This is a genomic window from Novosphingobium sp. KA1, from assembly GCF_017309955.1.
Taxonomy (GTDB): domain Bacteria; phylum Pseudomonadota; class Alphaproteobacteria; order Sphingomonadales; family Sphingomonadaceae; genus Novosphingobium.
Genome location: NZ_CP021247.1, coordinates 2,435,140 through 2,452,517, shown reverse-complemented (window position 1 = coordinate 2,452,517; position 17,378 = coordinate 2,435,140). Strand labels below are relative to the sequence as shown.

At 61.1% G+C, this 17,378-nt stretch carries 24 protein-coding genes and 2 pseudogenes; 4 read left to right on the top strand and 22 right to left on the bottom strand.

Annotated elements, in window-relative coordinates; translation table 11 throughout:
- Nucleotides 1–57: 57 nt before the first annotated feature.
- The 4 genes and pseudogenes from CA833_RS11830 to CA833_RS11815 form a co-directional block, all read left to right on the top strand.
- Nucleotides 58–318: pseudogene (locus CA833_RS11830) on the top strand (transposase); the annotation flags it as partial.
- Nucleotides 319–571: 253 nt separating this feature from the next.
- On the top strand, nt 572–763 hold the full coding sequence (locus CA833_RS11825) for a hypothetical protein (protein WP_207078141.1): 192 nt from the start codon (nt 572–574) through the stop codon (nt 761–763).
- A 63-nt stretch (nt 764–826) separates the two neighbouring features.
- Nucleotides 827–945, top strand: a pseudogene (locus CA833_RS11820) (IS481 family transposase); the annotation flags it as partial.
- Nucleotides 946–1,512: 567 nt separating this feature from the next.
- Complete coding sequence (locus tag CA833_RS11815) at nt 1,513–2,151, top strand: trimeric intracellular cation channel family protein (RefSeq protein ID WP_207078140.1); 639 nt, start codon at nt 1,513–1,515, stop codon at nt 2,149–2,151.
- 379 nt (nt 2,152–2,530) lie between these two features.
- Here the strand turns inward: CA833_RS11815 and rplQ are convergent, their stop codons facing one another.
- The 22 genes from rplQ to rpmC all read right to left on the bottom strand — a co-directional run bounded on the left by rplQ (nt 2,531) and on the right by rpmC (nt 17,367).
- A complete protein-coding gene (rplQ, locus tag CA833_RS11810; RefSeq protein WP_142637825.1) occupies nt 2,531–2,953 on the bottom strand; it encodes a 50S ribosomal protein L17 in 423 nt (140 codons plus the stop codon).
- 141 nt (nt 2,954–3,094) lie between these two features.
- Nucleotides 3,095–3,490 (bottom strand): diacylglycerol kinase family protein, encoded by a 396-nt coding sequence (locus CA833_RS11805; protein WP_207078139.1) that lies wholly within the window; start codon nt 3,488–3,490, stop codon nt 3,095–3,097.
- A gap of 144 nt (nt 3,491–3,634) precedes the next feature.
- On the bottom strand, nt 3,635–4,702 hold the full coding sequence (locus tag CA833_RS11800; RefSeq protein WP_142635074.1) for a DNA-directed RNA polymerase subunit alpha: 1,068 nt from the start codon (nt 4,700–4,702) through the stop codon (nt 3,635–3,637).
- A gap of 105 nt (nt 4,703–4,807) precedes the next feature.
- Nucleotides 4,808–5,197, bottom strand: coding sequence for a 30S ribosomal protein S11 (gene rpsK, locus CA833_RS11795; RefSeq protein ID WP_007011846.1), 390 nt, complete (start codon nt 5,195–5,197; stop codon nt 4,808–4,810).
- Nucleotides 5,198–5,248: 51 nt separating this feature from the next.
- Nucleotides 5,249–5,617, bottom strand: coding sequence for a 30S ribosomal protein S13 (gene rpsM, locus CA833_RS11790; RefSeq protein ID WP_142635077.1), 369 nt, complete (start codon nt 5,615–5,617; stop codon nt 5,249–5,251).
- Between the two features lie 398 nt (nt 5,618–6,015).
- Nucleotides 6,016–6,699: an SRPBCC family protein gene (locus tag CA833_RS11785; protein WP_242526052.1), complete on the bottom strand. Its 684-nt coding sequence runs from the start codon at nt 6,697–6,699 to the stop codon at nt 6,016–6,018.
- 117 nt (nt 6,700–6,816) lie between these two features.
- Nucleotides 6,817–7,464, bottom strand: a complete 648-nt coding sequence (locus CA833_RS11780) for an adenylate kinase (protein ID WP_207078138.1) — start codon at nt 7,462–7,464, stop codon at nt 6,817–6,819.
- A 37-nt stretch (nt 7,465–7,501) separates the two neighbouring features.
- The gene (gene secY / locus CA833_RS11775; protein WP_142635081.1) at nt 7,502–8,869 is read right to left on the bottom strand and encodes a preprotein translocase subunit SecY; all 1,368 of its coding nucleotides are present in this window, start codon (nt 8,867–8,869) and stop codon (nt 7,502–7,504) included.
- 234 nt (nt 8,870–9,103) lie between these two features.
- Nucleotides 9,104–9,583, bottom strand: a complete 480-nt coding sequence (gene rplO / locus CA833_RS11770) for a 50S ribosomal protein L15 (protein ID WP_207078137.1) — start codon at nt 9,581–9,583, stop codon at nt 9,104–9,106.
- A 130-nt stretch (nt 9,584–9,713) separates the two neighbouring features.
- Entirely contained in the window at nt 9,714–11,150 is a 1,437-nt protein-coding gene (locus tag CA833_RS11765) for a hypothetical protein (RefSeq protein ID WP_207078136.1), read from the bottom strand.
- Nucleotides 11,151–11,188: 38 nt separating this feature from the next.
- A complete protein-coding gene (locus CA833_RS11760; RefSeq protein ID WP_207078135.1) occupies nt 11,189–12,616 on the bottom strand; it encodes a hypothetical protein in 1,428 nt (475 codons plus the stop codon).
- Between the two features lie 262 nt (nt 12,617–12,878).
- Nucleotides 12,879–13,055: a 50S ribosomal protein L30 gene (gene rpmD, locus CA833_RS11755; RefSeq protein WP_142635089.1), complete on the bottom strand. Its 177-nt coding sequence runs from the start codon at nt 13,053–13,055 to the stop codon at nt 12,879–12,881.
- Nucleotides 13,056–13,061: 6 nt separating this feature from the next.
- Nucleotides 13,062–13,766, bottom strand: coding sequence for a 30S ribosomal protein S5 (gene rpsE / locus CA833_RS11750; protein WP_142635091.1), 705 nt, complete (start codon nt 13,764–13,766; stop codon nt 13,062–13,064).
- 2 nt (nt 13,767–13,768) lie between these two features.
- A complete protein-coding gene (gene rplR / locus CA833_RS11745; protein ID WP_207078134.1) occupies nt 13,769–14,107 on the bottom strand; it encodes a 50S ribosomal protein L18 in 339 nt (112 codons plus the stop codon).
- Nucleotides 14,107–14,640 carry a 50S ribosomal protein L6 gene (gene rplF, locus CA833_RS11740; RefSeq protein WP_142635093.1) on the bottom strand — a complete coding sequence of 178 codons (534 nt, stop codon included), beginning with the start codon at nt 14,638–14,640 and terminating at the stop codon, nt 14,107–14,109. The genes rplR and rplF overlap by 1 nt, the downstream gene beginning before the upstream one ends.
- Nucleotides 14,640–15,035 carry a 30S ribosomal protein S8 gene (gene rpsH, locus CA833_RS11735; protein WP_142635095.1) on the bottom strand — a complete coding sequence of 132 codons (396 nt, stop codon included), beginning with the start codon at nt 15,033–15,035 and terminating at the stop codon, nt 14,640–14,642. Before rpsH ends, rplF begins: the two co-directional genes overlap by 1 nt.
- 12 nt (nt 15,036–15,047) lie before the next feature.
- Nucleotides 15,048–15,353 (bottom strand): 30S ribosomal protein S14, encoded by a 306-nt coding sequence (rpsN, locus tag CA833_RS11730; RefSeq protein WP_086490047.1) that lies wholly within the window; start codon nt 15,351–15,353, stop codon nt 15,048–15,050.
- A 26-nt stretch (nt 15,354–15,379) separates the two neighbouring features.
- On the bottom strand, nt 15,380–15,961 hold the full coding sequence (gene rplE, locus CA833_RS11725; protein ID WP_142635097.1) for a 50S ribosomal protein L5: 582 nt from the start codon (nt 15,959–15,961) through the stop codon (nt 15,380–15,382).
- The gene (gene rplX, locus CA833_RS11720) at nt 15,954–16,271 is read right to left on the bottom strand and encodes a 50S ribosomal protein L24 (RefSeq protein ID WP_142635101.1); all 318 of its coding nucleotides are present in this window, start codon (nt 16,269–16,271) and stop codon (nt 15,954–15,956) included. The genes rplE and rplX overlap by 8 nt, the downstream gene beginning before the upstream one ends.
- Nucleotides 16,271–16,639, bottom strand: coding sequence for a 50S ribosomal protein L14 (gene rplN / locus CA833_RS11715; protein ID WP_142635103.1), 369 nt, complete (start codon nt 16,637–16,639; stop codon nt 16,271–16,273). Before rplN ends, rplX begins: the two co-directional genes overlap by 1 nt.
- Before the next feature lie 246 nt (nt 16,640–16,885).
- Nucleotides 16,886–17,155 (bottom strand): 30S ribosomal protein S17, encoded by a 270-nt coding sequence (gene rpsQ, locus CA833_RS11710; protein WP_054440320.1) that lies wholly within the window; start codon nt 17,153–17,155, stop codon nt 16,886–16,888.
- An 11-nt stretch (nt 17,156–17,166) separates the two neighbouring features.
- Entirely contained in the window at nt 17,167–17,367 is a 201-nt protein-coding gene (gene rpmC, locus CA833_RS11705; protein WP_142635105.1) for a 50S ribosomal protein L29, read from the bottom strand.
- Nucleotides 17,368–17,378: the final 11 nt, after the last annotated feature.

Genomic DNA, 17,378 nt, shown 5'->3' with positions numbered 1-17,378 from the left:
CGGCCTTTTTCGGTTCAAAATGAGTAGCCCCTAGATTTCTGGACGCCTTCTATCCTAATTTTAAGGGCTGGAGACGACGAAGGGGAGCCTAATTTCAGCGATGAGTTCAAGCGTGATGCGGTGGCCCAGATCACCGAACGTCGGTATCCGGTAGCGGAGGTATCCGCGCGGCGCGGCGTCAGTCAGCATTCACTGTGCGCTTGGAAGCGGCAACTGGCGAAGGTGGTGTCTGGCGATGCCTGCAAGGATGCCGAGATCCATCAGTTGAAGCGCGAGCTTGCCCGGACGACCGAGGAGCGCGACATTCTAAAAAACGGTCGCGGGTTTAGCCCGCCTGCGCGCGCGAGAAACGGGCCGTGCTATGCGGCTCACCAGGAGGGCTGCGGCCGTTCGCATATTGGTGGCATGATACCCCGTTAAAAAACGTAGTCTGTGAGCAGTTACGCACTTGAGAGTGGTGGCGCCGCACAGCGGTGATCCCGATTAGGAAAATGACGGTTTGCATCGCCCATGCCCCCCATTCTGGAGGAGATGAGGAATGAGTAGATAAAAAGCGGCGAAAGTCGGCGATATGCCGATGATTGTGCCGGGCGCGGCGACGATCGATATCGGATCCCCCCTGGACATGGCAGCGGTCAATCCCGGCGCCGATGATCGGCCCGTACGCGCATTCAACACATTCACCGGTGACCTGCATGATATGGCGCGCTGGTTCAAAGCGTGCTGCGTCACAAGCCTGGCGATGGAATCTACCGCCGCCTAATGGATCCCAGCGTTCGAAGTGTTGGAGGAGCATGGTTTCCACGTCATCCGCGTGAATGCGCGGTATGCCAAGAATGTCGCTCTGAAGTTCAGGACGCCTTACGAGGCCATCGAACAACTCTGGAAATCAAAGCCCGAGGGCTTTATCGTTCAGCCGATCACATGCTGGGACCAAACACCTAGCCAGAAGATGCAGTTGCGGTGGCGGAACCCGGAACGAAACCCCTACATCTTCAGGGACGAACTCCGAAACACCGTCACTTCTCGCTATCATGATGTCGCCATGGCCTTGGGCCAAGGTTGAATGGAGAGCCGTATGCGCTGAAAGGTGCACGTACGGTTCGGGGAGGGGAAGCGCTTATGCACTTCCTACTCCACTCCCCAGCGTGGTAGGCCGGTCGTTTCAGAGCAGACAGACCACCGATGCGGAGCTGCAGGCATGCACATGGCAGTATGGTCTACGGCACAGCAAAACGGCACTTAAATGGCACTGCAACGCGCGGCGCCTGCAACGAACAATTACGAGATATAACAATCGTACTGTTCCGGAACGTTCAGCCGTCAGGCAATGGGAATTCGCATTCTGTTCGTCGCCCCCCAGAACACCCAAGACTTCGGGCATCAGCTTACGCTGGATCATCAGATAGCGGATATCCTCTTGATTGCCGCTGGAGTGCGATCCACACTGTCGCGCAGCGGGCCCTCTTTCCGAAGCCTGCCCAACGGACCTATGCTACAGACATGTTGACCATGGATCCGCCCCTTAACCCTGTACTCCCACCGGTAATCGACTTATTCGGCATTGCTGTCTTCGCACTGTCCGGCGCACTTTCAGCCGTACAAATGCGTCAAACATTTATCACCGCCGCCTTTTTCGCGCTGATGACTGGAGTCGGCGGAGGCACCTTGCGCGACCTGCTCATTGGCGCGCCGGTGTTCTGGATCCGCGACCAATACGTTGCACCGGTGTGCCTCGCCGTTGCGCTGCTCGCGTGGTTGACGCCAGTCAGGTGGTGGCAGGGCCGCCTACTGGAATGGGCCGACGCATTGGGCCTCTCCGTGTACGCGGTATTCGGCACGATCAAGGCCCTCGCTTGGGGCGTCCCGGTTGCCCCCGCTATTCTCATGGGTGTTGTGACCGGCTGTGTAGGTGGGATTATTCGCGACGTTTTGGCCGGTCGTCCCTCCATCCTAATGCGGCCAGAACTTTATGTGACTGCTGCCGCACTGGCCGCTGCGCTAGCTGCGGCGGGCATCACTGTGGGGCTATCGGCGAGCCTTAGCTGGGCGCTGGCTGCCGCAGCAGGCTTTACTCTGCGCGGCGCCGCTATCCACTGGTCACTAGGTCTGCCTGTCCACAATGGCCCGGAGGGGGCCGATAGAGCATGATCCGTCTAGACTGAATCGATTCTTGTTTTCGCGCCCCTATTTTCGTCCATTTCGAGCCATCGGATGATCCCACCTGATCAAGCCGGGCCACCTTCCCAGCCCCTTAAATCATCACCACACAGACGTTCGAACCGACGCACATGAATCCGTTTCATTGCCATTGGAGGGGACGCTATCATGCCCTGCCTTGAATGTCGTAACGAATCGAGCGTAGCTTCTAGCCTCAGCGTTCAGAGCGACCTCCATCTCGTCATGCTCCGATTAACCGCCTCGTCGCCAAACAGAAAAAGGCGGTTACGAGTTCGTCACCCGTAACCGCCCTTTACAATTTTTGCCCCGACCCTGCCCCTAAAAAGGTCACGGAGGGCACCCCACCCGATCAGGCCTCAGCGTATTCGTTTTCGTCGGTCAGGACCGGACCAGAGTCCTTGCCCTTTTCCGAAATATCACGGTCGACGAGCTCGATGATCGCAATCGGAGCGGCATCCGATGCGCGAATGCCAGCCTTGATGATACGGGTATAGCCGCCAGCACGGCCGGCATAACGCTCTGCCAGCACTTCGAAGAGCTTCTTTTCCTGTACCTCGTCCATCAGGCGAGCATGCGCCAAACGACGGTTCGAAAGGCCACCATGCTTCGCGAGCGTAATCAGCTTTTCGAGATAGGGGCGAAGTTCCTTCGCCTTGGGCGTAGTGGTCTGGATCTGCTCATGCTTGATGAGCGCGGCAGCCATGTTGCGCAGCAGCGCGGCGCGGTGACCCGAGGTACGCTGCAGCTTACGCTGACCATACTTATGACGCATGTCTTTTTCTCCGTTCGTCAGACAGCCGTTCAAGGTACTGCCTGCCTGGCGATGTGGTACGGCCATCGCCCAAAGCCGGTATGTGTGAAGGCGCGCTCAATACGAAAACCGCGTGAGAGTCAAGTGTTGCAATTCATTCCCTCATGTCAGTAAGACAAGAAGCGGTGGCCCGAGCGTCAAAAATCCGACAGCCGCCGCCGCGACCGCAGCGATCAAAACTCCTCCTGCCGCGATGTCCTTGATGTTCCTGATCGCCTCATCAAACCCTGGCTCGTCCCGATCGCACAGGGTCTCGATCGCGGTGTTGAATGCCTCTGCGAGCCACACCAGCGCCATGGCGAGCAGCAGCGCGCACCAATCTCGTGCCGAAACATTCAAGCCCAGTCCGCCGCCCACGACACCTATCGACGCGGCTAAATGCACCCACGCATTATGCTCCCGTACGCCCATCAGGCAAAGCCCACGCCACGCGAAACCTAAACTCGTTAGCCGGGCGCGCAGGCTAAACGTGGCGTTGCATTTGGAATGATCGTGCATCACCACTTGGTAGACGCGGCACCTCCCACCCCAAAATGATCTTTTAATGCAGATGAAGCGCACATCTCATGCAGCCAATGGCCAAAGAAAAAGGCCCCACAGTTTCCCGCGAGGCCCTCTTCAATTCGGTATCGACAATGCCAATCAGCCGAGCAGTTCCTGCTCCAGCTTCTTAGCCATCTCTTCGATGTTTTCGGGCGGCCAGCCCGGGATATCCATGCCGAGGCGCAAGCCCATCGACGAAAGGACTTCCTTGATCTCATTGAGCGACTTGCGGCCGAAGTTCGGCGTGCGCAGCATCTCGGCTTCGGTCTTCTGGACCAGATCACCGATGTAGATGATGTTGTCGTTCTTGAGACAGTTGGCCGAACGGACCGACAGTTCCAACTCGTCCACCTTCTTGAGGAGGTAGCGGTTGAGTTGGTTGGTGTCGCTCTCCTCCGAAGCAGTAGCGCCGCCAGCAGCCATACCGATCATCGGCGAAGCGCCAACCGGGGCAATGTCCTCGAAGTGGACGAACAGCGCGAGCTGGTCCTGAAGAATGCGCGCTGCATAGGCAACGGCGTCTTCCGGGGTGACAGTGCCGTCGGTTTCGACCGTGAGGCTCAGCTTGTCGTAGTCGAGTTCCTGACCGATACGGGCATTGTCGACCTTGTAGCTGACCTGACGGACCGGCGAGTAGAGCGAGTCGACCGGGATAAGACCAATCGGCGCATCAACGGGACGGTTCGACACGGCGGGGACGTAGCCCTTGCCGGTGTCGGCGGTGAGTTCCATGTTCAGGACCGCACCATCGTCGAGGTGGCAGATCACGAGGTCCTTGTTCATGACCTCAATATCGCCCGACACGGCGATGTCGCCGGCCTTCACTTCGCCTGGGCCAGTGGCCGAGAGCTGGAGACGCTTCGGGCCTTCGCCCTGCATCTTGAGCGCGATCTGCTTGACGTTGAGGACGATGTCCGTGACGTCTTCGCGAACGCCGGCCAGCGACGAGAACTCGTGAAGGACGTTCTCGATCTTGATCGAGGTGATCGCGGCTCCCTGAAGCGAGGAGAGCAGCACGCGGCGCAGCGCGTTGCCGAGCGTCAGGCCGAAGCCACGCTCCAGCGGTTCGGCGATGAAGGTCGCCTTCAGCTTGGGGTCGGGTCCCGGCTTGATCTCAAGGCTGTTCGGCTTCTTGAGTTCCTGCCAGTTCTTGATGTTGACAGTCATGGACTTCCCCTGGGAGTGATGGCGGTTACGCCCCGAAGCCTGGTGGAAAGGCCCGGGACGTTCCGAAGTCGGACGGCGACCGGTTCGCCGTCCGTATTAGCTCGATCAGACGCGACGGCGCTTCGACGGACGAACACCGTTGTGCGGGATCGGCGTCACGTCGCGGATCGAGGTAATGGTGAAGCCGACAGCCTGGAGGGCGCGCAGCGCGCTCTCACGGCCCGAACCTGGGCCCTTGACTTCGACTTCAAGGGTGCGCACGCCGTGTTCGGCGGCCTTCTTGCCGGCGTCGTCAGCGGCGACCTGCGCGGCGTAGGGAGTCGACTTGCGGCTGCCCTTGAAGCCCATCATGCCGGCCGAGGACCACGAGATCGCGTTGCCCTGGGCGTCGGTGATGGTCACCATGGTGTTGTTGAAGCTAGCATTCACGTGGGCGATGCCGCTGGTGATGTTCTTGCGTTCGCGGCGCTTAATGCGCTGGGGTTCGCGTGCCATGTCCGTATATCCTGTAGATTAGTCGCTGCGGGAAAGAAGCCGAAAGGCGACTTACTTCTTCTTGCCGGCGATCGGCTTGGCCTTGCCCTTGCGGGTGCGCGCATTGGTATGCGTGCGCTGGCCACGAACCGGCAAACCCTTGCGGTGACGCAGGCCACGGTAGCAGGCGAGGTCCATCAGACGCTTGATGTTCATCGCGGTTTCGCGACGAAGGTCGCCTTCGACGGTGTGCTCAGCGTCGATGGTTTCGCGAATCTGCAGGACTTCCGCGTCCGACAGGTCCTGAATGCGCCGGCTGTGATCAATGCCCAGCTTATCAGCGATTTCCAGGGCCTTGGTACGACCGATGCCATGGATATAGGTCAGCGCGATGATAACGCGCTTGTTGGTGGGGAGATTTACCCCTGCAATACGAGCCACTTAATTCTCCATGCTCCACAGGAATGCCCTTTCGGGCTTTCCCATCTCAACGCTCAAACACCTGAAACTGCCGAAATGGCAAAAGGTCCGGAGCACAGCAACATGGTTGCCTGCGCCATCCGGACTTGCCGCAAGTGTCAAGTGAACGGCGCGCTTAGACCGATTCGCAAGGCATGTCAACGCCTGCAAACCTCGACTCCAGCGCTCGGGCTGCATGGCCCGATGTGCGACCTCATCGGCGCGACGAAGCGCGCGCACTGGCCGACGGATGCACTGCCGCTCTTCGGCGGGTCGCGCGGCACCCATGATAGATGGATTATACCGCATTCCGCCGGCGCAGTCAAAGAAAGCGCCGCGCGCGCAATCACCTGCGTACAATGGCGCGGCATTTCTCCCCGTCAACGACCGATGATCCGCGCCTTGCCGTCCGCCTTGGGCACTGGCGGCCCGGCCAGCTCGGCAGGCACGGCGGCCGCTTCAGGAATACCCTCGTCCATCGTTTCCGGCCGGAACGCCGCCGCGAATGAGCCCCCCAGTTTCTCCACCAGACGGCCCACCTGCTCGCCCAGCACGCCGTCGAACATCGGCGCCAGCTTTGCCGGGTCACCGCGGAAATAACCGCCGACCACGTATTCGACGAGAACCTGCGTCCCGGTCTCATCCGGCTTGAACTGGAAGGTCAGCGTTGCCACCGCCGCGTCGGCCTGCAGCGGCCCGAGCGCGCCCGAGAGCCGAAGCGCCCTGCCCTTGTCAACGTAGATGGCCCGCATGTGCTCCACGCCGCCACGCGCACCTCCCTCGGCCCCAGCGGCGGCCGGCAGCACTTCGCAGAAACAGCCGCCAGGCCGGGCATCAAGCGTGAGATTGGCCGCATCACCCGAATAGGTATGCTCCGAATCCCACCACTGCGACGGCTTCACCAACACCGCCCAGCTCTCTTCCGGCCCGACCGACACATGGGCAACGTAGCGCAGGACGATCCCGCGCTCGCTTACTTCCTGCACTTTGGCCTCAGCCGCGCCGGTAAAAGCCACACCCCATGCAGCCAGCGCCAACGCCGCGTACCTTGCAGAATTCATCATCGTTTGCCCCGTCGAAACATCCGGGACATGACACGACAAGCCCGGCGACACCGCAAGCCTAGCGCCCCATTCCGGATGCGAAAAGGGCCCGCGGTATTCCGCGAGCCCCTTGATGCATCAGGATTTGAGCGCCGCCTCGATGGCGGCTGCCACATCATCCATCTCAGCCATTCCGTCGACCTTGGAGACGATCCCACGCTCCTCGTAGATCGGCAGGATCGGCGCGGTCTTGGCTCGGTACTCGGCCATGCGCGTGCGCACGGTCTCGGCATTGTCGTCCGGACGACGCTTGAACTCGGTACCGCCGCACTTGTCACACACACCCGGGAACTTGGGCTGCTCGAACTTGTCGTGGTAGCCCTTGCCGCACGTGGAGCAAGTGAAGCGACCGGTAATGCGCTCAACCAACGCGTCTTCGTTCACTTCGAGTTCCACCACATGGTCGAGCTTGCGACCGCGTGCCGACAAGATCTCGTCGAGCGATTCGGCCTGCGCCGCCGTGCGCGGATAGCCGTCGAAGATCGCGCCAACGCCGACGCCCATCGCATCGAGTTCCTCACCGATCAACGCCGAAACGATCGCGTCCGAAACCAGTTCGCCGCGATCCATGACCGCCTTCGCTTCCAGGCCGGTGGGCGTCCCCGCCTTGACGGCGGCGCGCAGCATGTCGCCAGTCGAAAGCTGGCGCATGCCGTGCTTTTCAACCAGACGCTGCGCCTGGGTGCCCTTGCCCGCCCCCGGCGGGCCCAACAGGATGATATTCACGCCTTAACCCCTCAATTATCCCTGGTCTGCACCGCATTCAGCGCAGACGTCCCTTCAGCTTGGCCTTCTTGATCAGGTCGCCATACTGGTGCGCCAGCAAATGCGACTGGATCTGGGTGATGGTGTCGACCGTTACGTTGACGACGATCAGCAGGCTGGTGCCGCCCATGAACAGCAGCGGCAGACCGGTCATCGAGAGGAAGTACTCGGGAACGGTGCAAACCACGGTCAGGTACAGCGCGCCAATCACGGTCACGCGCGTCAACACGTAGTCCAGATAGTTGGCAGTGTTCTTGCCCGGACGGATGCCGGGGATGAAGCCGCCATTCTTCTTCAAGTTCTCGGCAGTCTCTTCGGGATTGAAGACGACGGCGGTGTAGAAGAACGAAAAGAAGATGATGCCGCCTGCATAAAGCGCCATGTAGAGCGGCTTGCCGTGACCAAGGTACTGGTTGAGCGTGATGACAAGCTTGCCACCGAACGAATCGGGATTGAGCGACTTGCCGGCGAACTGCGTGATCGTCAGCGGCAACAACAGCAACGAGCTGGCGAAGATGGGTGGAATGACGCCAGCTGTGTTCAGCTTGAGCGGCAGGTGGCTGCGGTCGGCCTGCATCATGCCGCGCTGGGTTGCGCGCTTGGGATACTGGATCAGCAGGCGGCGCTGGGCGCGCTCGAAGAAGCAGATACCCAGGATCATGCCGACCAGCAGCACGATGAGCGCGATAATCAGGATCGAACCCGTATCGCCGGCGCTGTATGCCTGGCCAAGGTTGCTGGCGAACGTCGGCATCTGCGCGACGATACCAGCCATGATGATCAGCGAAACGCCGTTGCCGATGCCGCGCGCGGTGATCTGCTCACCCAGCCACAGCAGGAACATGGTTCCGCCAACCAGCGAGATAACCGCCCCGACGCGGAACACGAGGCCCGGATCGACGACGGCAGGCAGACCACTCGACGCGCCGTAGGCTTCAAGGCTCACGGCCAGGAACCAGCCCTGGATCGCGCAAAGCAGCACCGCACCGTAGCGCGTGTACTGGTTGAGCTTCTTGCGGCCGGCTTCGCCCTCCTTCTTCAGCGCCATCAGCGCCGGGTGCAGGGCCGCGGCCAGCTGAACCACGATCGAGGCGGTGATGTAAGGCATCACGCCGAGCGCAATCAGGCTCATGCGCGAAAGCGAACCACCCGAGAAAGTGTTGAACAGGTCGAGAATGCCGCCCTGGGTCTTGTCGTAGAGCTTGGCGAGAATCACCGGGTTGACGCCCGGGAGCGGCACGAAGCTCAGGAAGCGGAAGACGATAAGCGCACCGATCGTGAACCAGATACGGTTCTTGAGTTCGGTGGCCTTCGAGAAATTGGCCAGGTTCAGCGAGCTGGCAACGTTGTCGGCGCGAGAAGCCATGACGATTGGTAATGCCTCGAATAGTCGGTTCGCACTTGCCTTAGCGACTGCGCGCAGGCTTGTCGAACCCCGGTTCTGGTCCGCTCATATAGACATTCGTCCAAGGTCTGAAAGACCCCTACCTGTCATTGCCCCTTGGAATCGGATATCCGATTGCCCGGAACGAAGAGAGGGCGAAGCGCCCGGCGCCCGCCCTCTCCCTATGAGCTATCGCGGATGCGATACCGCTCGGCCTCAGGCCTCGGCGGTTTCCTTGACAGGAACGATCACCGAACCACCAGCCTTCTCGACGGCGGCAACAGCGCCCTTCGAGGCACCGGCGACGTTGAAGGTGACCTTGGCGGTCAGTTCACCCTTGGCGAGGAGGCGCACGCCATCCTTGCCGCCGCGAGCGAGACCTGCACCCTTAAGGGCGGCGTGGTCAACGGTGTTCGCGATATCGAGCTTGCCAGCATCGATCGCCTTCTGGATCATGCCCAGGTTCACTTCGGCGTAGTCGCTGGCGAACTTCTTGTTGCTGAAGCCGCGCTTCGGAAGACGCATGTGGAGCGGCATCTGGCCGCCCTCGAAGCCGTTGATCGAAACGCCCGAGCGCGCCTTCGCACCCTTCTGACCGCGGCCGGCAGTCTTGCCCTTGCCCGAACCGATGCCACGGCCCACGCGGATGCGGCGGTGACGGGCGCCGGCGTTGTCACGGATGTCATTCAGTTTCATAATCTGCACTCGCTTTCGCTTTAAATCGCGCTTTAAGGAGGGCGCCGCTTAGGGGAAAGATTAAGGCTTGTCACCCCTTAATGGGCGCGACAAGGCCCGAAAATCGGCTTTGCGCAGGCCAAAAGGCACTTCACGCCCCCCGCAAGCGGATCATCACCTTGCCTTCTCCACCTTCCGGACGCCCTTCCGAATCGCGTCCAGGCAACCATTCGAGCACCGCGCGGCCCAGCTTGCAGATCTCGGCATCGAATTCCGGCGACACGCTCTTCGGCGTGAACTCGCAGGACGCCATCTTGCCCATCGCATCCACCTTGAAGGTGAGCGAGTGGCGCGTCATTTCGTCCTTGTTAAAAATGGTGCCATAGCGATCACCGAGCTTCGCCAGTTCGCTGTTGAAGGTGCCCTTGCTTCCATCGGCAAGCTTCGGTCCTTCGGCCAATGCAGCATAGTCCTCAGACGAAACCATCGGCTTCATCCGCCGCACCATGCCCAGCCATCCCATCGAACGCGCGATTTGCATCGGAGAATCGCGATCAACGAGAGCCTGGCACTGGGCGCCCGACGGGCTGGCATGACGAGCCAGCAGGAAACGCACAGCATCCCCCCGACGGTAAGCCATTGCCCATGCAAGCGGCGTCATTCCGAACAGGTCCGGCGCATCAAGAATAATAGAACTTTGGGCCACCTCGGCACCCGGCTTCGTAGACGCGATCCCCTTCTTCTGGCTGCGGGCTTCACCGTCGAGCATGCGTCGCATCGCGGCAACGTTACCGCGCCGGGCAGCGTCGGCGAGTGTCGCTCCGATTGAGAGCGGGCCAAGATCAGGAAAGCCGTAATCACGTTTAGGCGCCTCACTGACGGCACGGACCATCGCGCCATGCGCCGAACCGACGTCCTTGCCCGCGGCATCGGCGTCCTGCGGTTCAAGCACGCGGCATACGTCTCGATAGGGATAGGCCGGATCACTAATCAGGGCTTCATTGAACGCGCGCGCGAAGGCTACGAGCCCGTCGCCATGGGCACTATCCGGCGTGCCGCTGGCGATATCCGAAGGCTGGTCGCCAGGTTCAAGGCTGGGAACCGGCGAGGGCTCGCCGTCCTCACCATAATATGTCACCACCCGCGCCATACGCGGATTGAGACCGCCACGCAGGGCGCAGAGCGCACCGAACTCGCGCGTGTCGATCCCCTCGACCGTGACCGCCGCAACCAGTCGGAAATCTCCGGCGGCGATTGCCTTCTGCGCTTCTTCTATAGGATCAGCGCGACCGGCAGCAAGCGTCGCCTTCAAGGTGCGATCGGCACTGCGATAGCGCTCCAGCGTAACCGGATCCGCCAACGGATCGGCGCAAGGCGGCTCCGCTGCGGGGCTTTCCTCGACATAAGTCTCGTCCTCGCTCGATCCGCCTCCGCTACAAGCCGATACGGCGAGTGTGGCAATAATCAGCAAAGAGGCCGCTATGGTCCTGCGAAGCAAGGTGTCCCCCAGGGAATGCATTGGTGTCGACGGGTTTCCGTTGCCGGAGACCGGCGCGCTTAGCACAACTCTCCAACGATAGTGGAGCATGACTTACGCCAAACCACAGCTTTTCGCCCGGTCTACACTCAATTCCGCCGATTGCAGTCGCCCCAGACGTCGATCGTTTCTTCATGAAGCCAGGAGGGGGTCATCACCCGCGCGACCAGACGGCAATTGCGCAAGGCATAAGCGCGCACCGGAACCAACGTCTCCCAGTTCACCGGGCCTTGCCAAGGCTTACTGGCCAGCACCACCGTCCCCGGCCGCTCCGCCAAAACCCGGCGCACTTCTCCCAGCGTCGACAGATGACTGACGTCTCGCTCGATCGCCTGGGCAAGATGCGGCGTGAACACGAGCGGCGTCACAAAACGATGGCCCGTAAGTGCGTAAAGCTGCACAGGCCCGTCATAGACGAACAACGGCGATCCATCGTCGTGCCTCTTGACGGCAGTCGCCAGCGCATCAATAGCCGCACGGGAACGCTGGGCATGCTCGAAATCCAACGCCTGCGTGTCGCGCATTGCCAGGAACACCAGCACCCCCAATGCCAGCGCCCCCGTCCATCGCCCGGCGAGGAACCCTCCTGCAGCTACCGACAACGGCACGAGAATCGGGAGCGCGTAATGGAGATAGAAGTTCGGAACCGAAACTAGCCCCATGAGCGCCGCCAGCAACCAACCTGCCAGAAACCTGCGCTCCTCCCGAGCCATCGTCGGCAAGCTCAGCACAAACAACATAATGAATGGCGCCAGCATCACGAACATGATCAACGCTCGGATCATCGAGGACGCTGTGTCGATAGGCTTGTGCAAGTTCGCACCGATCATCGCTTGTAGCCAAATCGTTCCATAGCCCGCCAAGCCGTACCCAGCAGCAATGGCGAGTGTAGGCAACGCACCAACCAACAACCACCCCGCAATGATGGCCGTCTTGCACAGGCTCCCGTGCGGCCCACGCCACAGCACGTGCGTTGCATAAAGACCAAGCCAGACACATTCGAACAGGCTGGTCTGCTTAATCGTGATCGCACAACCGCCCATCACCATCGCCGCGAAGCTCCGCCAGTCAACCCTGCCTTCGCTCAGGCTAGCCGCGCACTCCAAAATCAGCAGAGCAGCGCTGGCCACGAACAAGTTATACCAGATCGGCGCCTGGCCAAAGAAACCCTGTGCCTGTTCCAGCCAGAGTAGATAGCCAAGACCGCAAAAGATCCCGGCCTTCTCCCCATGCCAGCGGGCCGCGATGCGCGAAATAATAAGAGCCGTCCCTGCCGCGAAAACCGTTGCCACCGCCTGGTAGGCAAGAGGCGCATCTGACAGGCCCGTTATCAGATAATAGACAAAGAACAGCCCCCATGGCTTCCGATCCCACACGTCCACATACGGAATGGCACCATGGTGCATGGCAATGCCTACCGTCTGGTAGAAGACCTCGTCGATGTGGACATTCGGATCACCGAAAGTGCTTGCCCGAAGCAACCCGGCGACAACCAAGAACAGGCTTGCCGGTGCCAACTTAGCCCAGCCCCAACACTTTCGACCAAAAGAAGACGCACGATCGCGATCCTGCGAGGCATCACAAGTCGCGGCTGAACTCACCGCCCTAACGCAGTTCGATAACAAAGCCCCGTCCAAAGCAGCCTCTTTCAGGCCCACGAATATCCGATCTTGGTTAACGGACCCAACCCTTTTCCCTAAGTAACGCCTCAACCTGGCAAATAAAAAGGCCCCGGCGTTTCCACCGGAGCCCTTTCATAACAGCCATAAGGCCGGTCGATCAGTCGACCACCGCAACCATGTGCGGAAGCTTGGCGATCGCACCGCGGACTTCCGCAGTGTCTTCCAGTTCGACGATCTTGTGCATCTTACCGAGGCCCAGACCGATCAGGATCTTCTTCTGGTTCTCGGGACGACGGATCGGCGAACCGATCTGCTTGATCTTGATCTTCGCCATGACTGATTACTCCGCGATGGCTTCGGCAGCGGCTTCCGCCTCTGCCTCGCTGGCGCCGCCACGACCCAGAAGGTCAGCGACCTTCTTGCCACGACGCTGGGCAACCGACTTCGGCGAAGTCTGGTTGGTCAGCGCGTCGAAGGTGGCGCGGATCATGTTGTACGGATTCGAGGTGCCGACCGACTTGGTCACGACGTCATGGACACCCAAGCTCTCGAACACGGCGCGCATCGGGCCACCGGCGATGATGCCGGTACCAGCGGGAGCCGTACGCACGTTCACCTTGCCGGCGCCGAAGTGGCCCTTGCCGTCATGGTGCAGGGTGCGACCGTCCTTGAGCGGCACGCGAACCATCTTCTTCTTTGCAGAAGCAGTGGCCTTCGTGATCGCTTCAGGCACTTCGCGAGCCTTGGCGTGGCCGAAGCCGACGCGGCCCTTGCCGTCGCCAACGACGACGAGAGCTGCGAAACCGAAGCGCTTACCGCCCTTCACGGTCTTCGAAACGCGGTTGATGTGGACGAGCTTCTCGATGAGCTCCTCGCCCTGTTCTTCCTCGTTGTTGCCACGGCCGCCACGGCGGTCGTCGCGACGGCCACGGCCGCCACGCTCGCCGCGTTCGCCACGGCCGCGACCGCGACCGCGACCTTCACGGACTTCCTGGCCGCCTTCGGCCGGGACGTCGGTCTGGATTTCGGTGTTTGCGTCAGCCATGATCAGAACTCCAGCCCGCCTTCACGGGCGGCTTCGGCCAGCGCCTTGACGCGGCCATGGAAGAGGAAACCGCCACGGTCGAACACTACCGAGGTAACACCCGCCTTCTTGGCGGCCTCGGCGAGTTCCTTGCCAACGCGGGTAGCGGCATCCTTGTCGGTGCCCTTGCCGCCAAGGGTATTGGCGGCGGCCAGCGTACGGCCCTGCGCATCGTCGATGATCTGCGCATAGATGTGACGGCCGGTGCGGTGCACCGACAGGCGAGGACGGCCACCCGAACGGGCCTTCAGGGCCGTGCGGACGCGACGAGCGCGGCGCGCAAAAAGGGAAAGCTTGGCCATTACTTCTTCTTCCCTTCCTTGCGGAAGATGAACTCGCCACGGTACTTGATACCCTTGCCCTTGTAGGGTTCGGGCTTGCGCCAGCGGCGAATTTCGGCCGCAAGCTGGCCGACCTTCTGCTTGTCAATACCAGAGATCTCGACCGTGGTGTTATCCGGGGTCTTGACCTCGATGCCTTCCGGCACAGCGATGTCGACGTCGTGCGAGTAGCCGAGCTGCAGCTTCAGGTTCTTGCCCTGAGCCGCGGCACGGTAGCCGACGCCCTTGATCTCGAGGACCTTGGAGAAGCCGTTGGTAACGCCTTCAACCAGATTCGAGACGAGGGTGCGCTGCATGCCCCAGTGGCTGCGGGCAGCCTTGGACTGGTTGGCAGGCTGAACGGCAATCGAACCTTCTTCGACCGCGTAGGTCACGAGGTCCGACAGACCCAGGGTCAGGGTGCCCTTGGGGCCCTTGACGCTGAGGACGCCATTGTCGATGGCGGCAGTAACCCCGCCAGGGATCACAACCGGCTTTTTGCCGATGCGGCTCATCAGAACACCTCCGCCAGCACTTCGCCGCCGACGTTCTGCGAACGTGCTTCGGCATCCGAGAGCACGCCGCGCGGCGTCGAAACGATGGTGATGCCGAGACCGTTGCGCACAACCGGGAGTTCCTTCGAACCCGAGTAGACGCGGCGGCCAGGCTTGGAGACGCGGGCGATGTGCTTGATAGCGGCTTCGCCCTCGAAATACTTCAGCTCGATGCGCAGCTGCGGGTGGGCACCAGTGGCGTCATCGCTGAAACCACGGATGTAACCTTCACGCTGCAGAACTTCGAGCACGCGCGCACGCAGCTTGCTGGCGGGAGAAAGAACCGAGTCCTTCTTCGCCTGCTGGCCGTTGCGGATGCGGGTGAGCATATCACCCAGGGGATCGGTCAATGCCATTGCTTCTAACCCTTACCAGCTCGACTTGGTCACGCCGGGGATCATGCCCTTGTTGGCAAGATCACGCAGCTCGACGCGGCAGAGGCCGAACTTGCGGTAATAACCGCGCGGACGGCCGGTCGTAGCGCAGCGATTGCGGACCCGGGTCGGGTTGCCGTTGCGCGGGATCTCGGCCAGCTTCAGGCGAGCAATGAGACGCTCGGTTTCATCGAGCGATTCATCAGCAGCGACCGCCTTGAGGCGCTCGTACTTGCCTGCATACTTCTTGACGAGCTTCTTGCGACGCTCGTTCTTGTTCACGGAACTCAGTTTCGCCATGGACTTAAGCTCTCTCTATCAGCGGCTCACGCCGCTTCCTTCTGTTCCGAAGCCGCTTCGGCCGGGAACGGGAAACCGAAAAGACGCAGCAGTTCGCGTGCTTCTTCGTCGGTCTTAGCGGTGGTGGTGACGATGATGTCCATACCACGCACCTTCTCGATCTTGTCGTAGCTGATCTCCGGGAAGATGATCTGCTCCTTGAGACCCATCGCGTAGTTGCCGCGGCCGTCGAACGACTTGGGGTTCAGGCCACGGAAGTCGCGGATGCGGGGCATCGCGATCGTGATGAGACGGTCGAGAAATTCGTACATACGCTCGCGACGCAGGGTCACCTTGCAGCCAATCGGCATGCCTTCGCGCAGCTTGAACTGTGCGATCGACTTGCGGGCCTTGGTGATCACCGGCTTCTGACCAGCGATGGCTTCCATTTCGACAGCGGCGGTCTGGACCTTCTTCTTGTCCTGGCTCGCCTCGCCCACACCCATGTTGAGCGTGATCTTTTCGATCTTGGGCACTTCCATCGCGTTCTTGTAACCGAACTTCTCGGTCATCGCCTTGACGATCGCGTCGTCATAGCGAGTGCGCATGCGCGGAGTGTAATCAGCCATCGATGGTCTCCCCGGACTTCACGGCCACGCGGACCTTCTTGCCGTCCTTGACTTCGAAGCGAACGCGGGTCGGCTTGCCGTCCTTGTCCGCGACTGCAACCTTGCTGATCGCCATCGGAGCCGGAGTGCGCTCGATACCGCCCTGCGGGTTCTGCTGGGTCGGCTTGCGGTGCTTGGTAGCGACGTTCACGCCCTCGACGACGACCTTGGCGTCCTTCGGGAGAACCTGAAGCACGGTGCCGGTGCGGCCCTTGTCCTTGCCGGACAGGACGACGACGGAGTCACCCTTCTTGATCTTCGCGGCAGCCATTACAGCACCTCCGGAGCAAGCGAGATGATCTTCATGAAGCCACGGCCGCGAAGCTCGCGCACGACTGGGCCAAAGATACGGGTGCCGATCGGCTCCTCGTTCTTGTTGATCAGCACGGCGGCGTTGCCGTCGAAGCGGATCACGCTGCCGTCAGCGCGACGCACGTCCTTCTTGGTACGAACGATCACCGCACGGTGAACGTCGCCCTTCTTGACGCGAGCGCGGGGCTGCGCCTCCTTAATCGACACCACGATGATGTCGCCGACGCCTGCGAAACGACGCTTCGAGCCACCCAGCACCTTGATGCACTGGACGCGCTTTGCGCCGCTGTTGTCCGCGACGTCGAGATTGGATTGCATCTGGATCATCGATCCGAGTCCTTCTCAACTGGCTTGCCGGAACAAGTCCGGCAGTTCCTAAAAAGACAGGCCCACACGGGGCCCGAGTCGCCCTTACCGGCGAAGTGCGGCCCTTTGCCGCATTCCTCCGTCGAGGTCAACACTTGTGTACGACCCTGAGGCCGAGGCTTTCGAGGCCCTCCGGAATACGCCGCGTGTCCCGCAGCTTGCTCCGGAAAGCGAGACGGGGGCGCCGCGAAGGCACCCCCGAAACTCTTAGACCTCGGCTTCCAGCGCCGTGCCCTTGCTCGCCTGAAGACGGTCAAGAACCTTCCAGGTCTTGGTCTTCGAGTAGGGCTTCGTCTCCTCGATCCGGACGCGTTCGCCGGTCTTGAAGGCGTTGTCTTCGTCGTGAGCGTGGTACTTCTTCGAGCGACGGATGATCTTCCCGTAGAGGGGGTGCTTCACCTTGCGCTCGACCAGCACGGTCACGGTCTTGTCGGTCTTGTCGGAAACGACGGTCCCGATCAGAATACGCTTGGGCATCGTGTTTCTCCTCAGGCCTTCGCTGCGCGCTCAGCCTGGAGCGTCTTGATGCGGGCGATGTCGCGACGCACCTGCTTGATGCGCGCAGGCGCCTCAAGCTGGCTGGTCGCGGCCTGGAACCGCAGGTTGAACTGTTCGCGCTTCAGGTCGACGAGATCAGCGGTGAGCTGGTCGTCGGTCTTGGCGCGAAGGTCTTCGATCTTGTTAGCCATGATTCGACTTC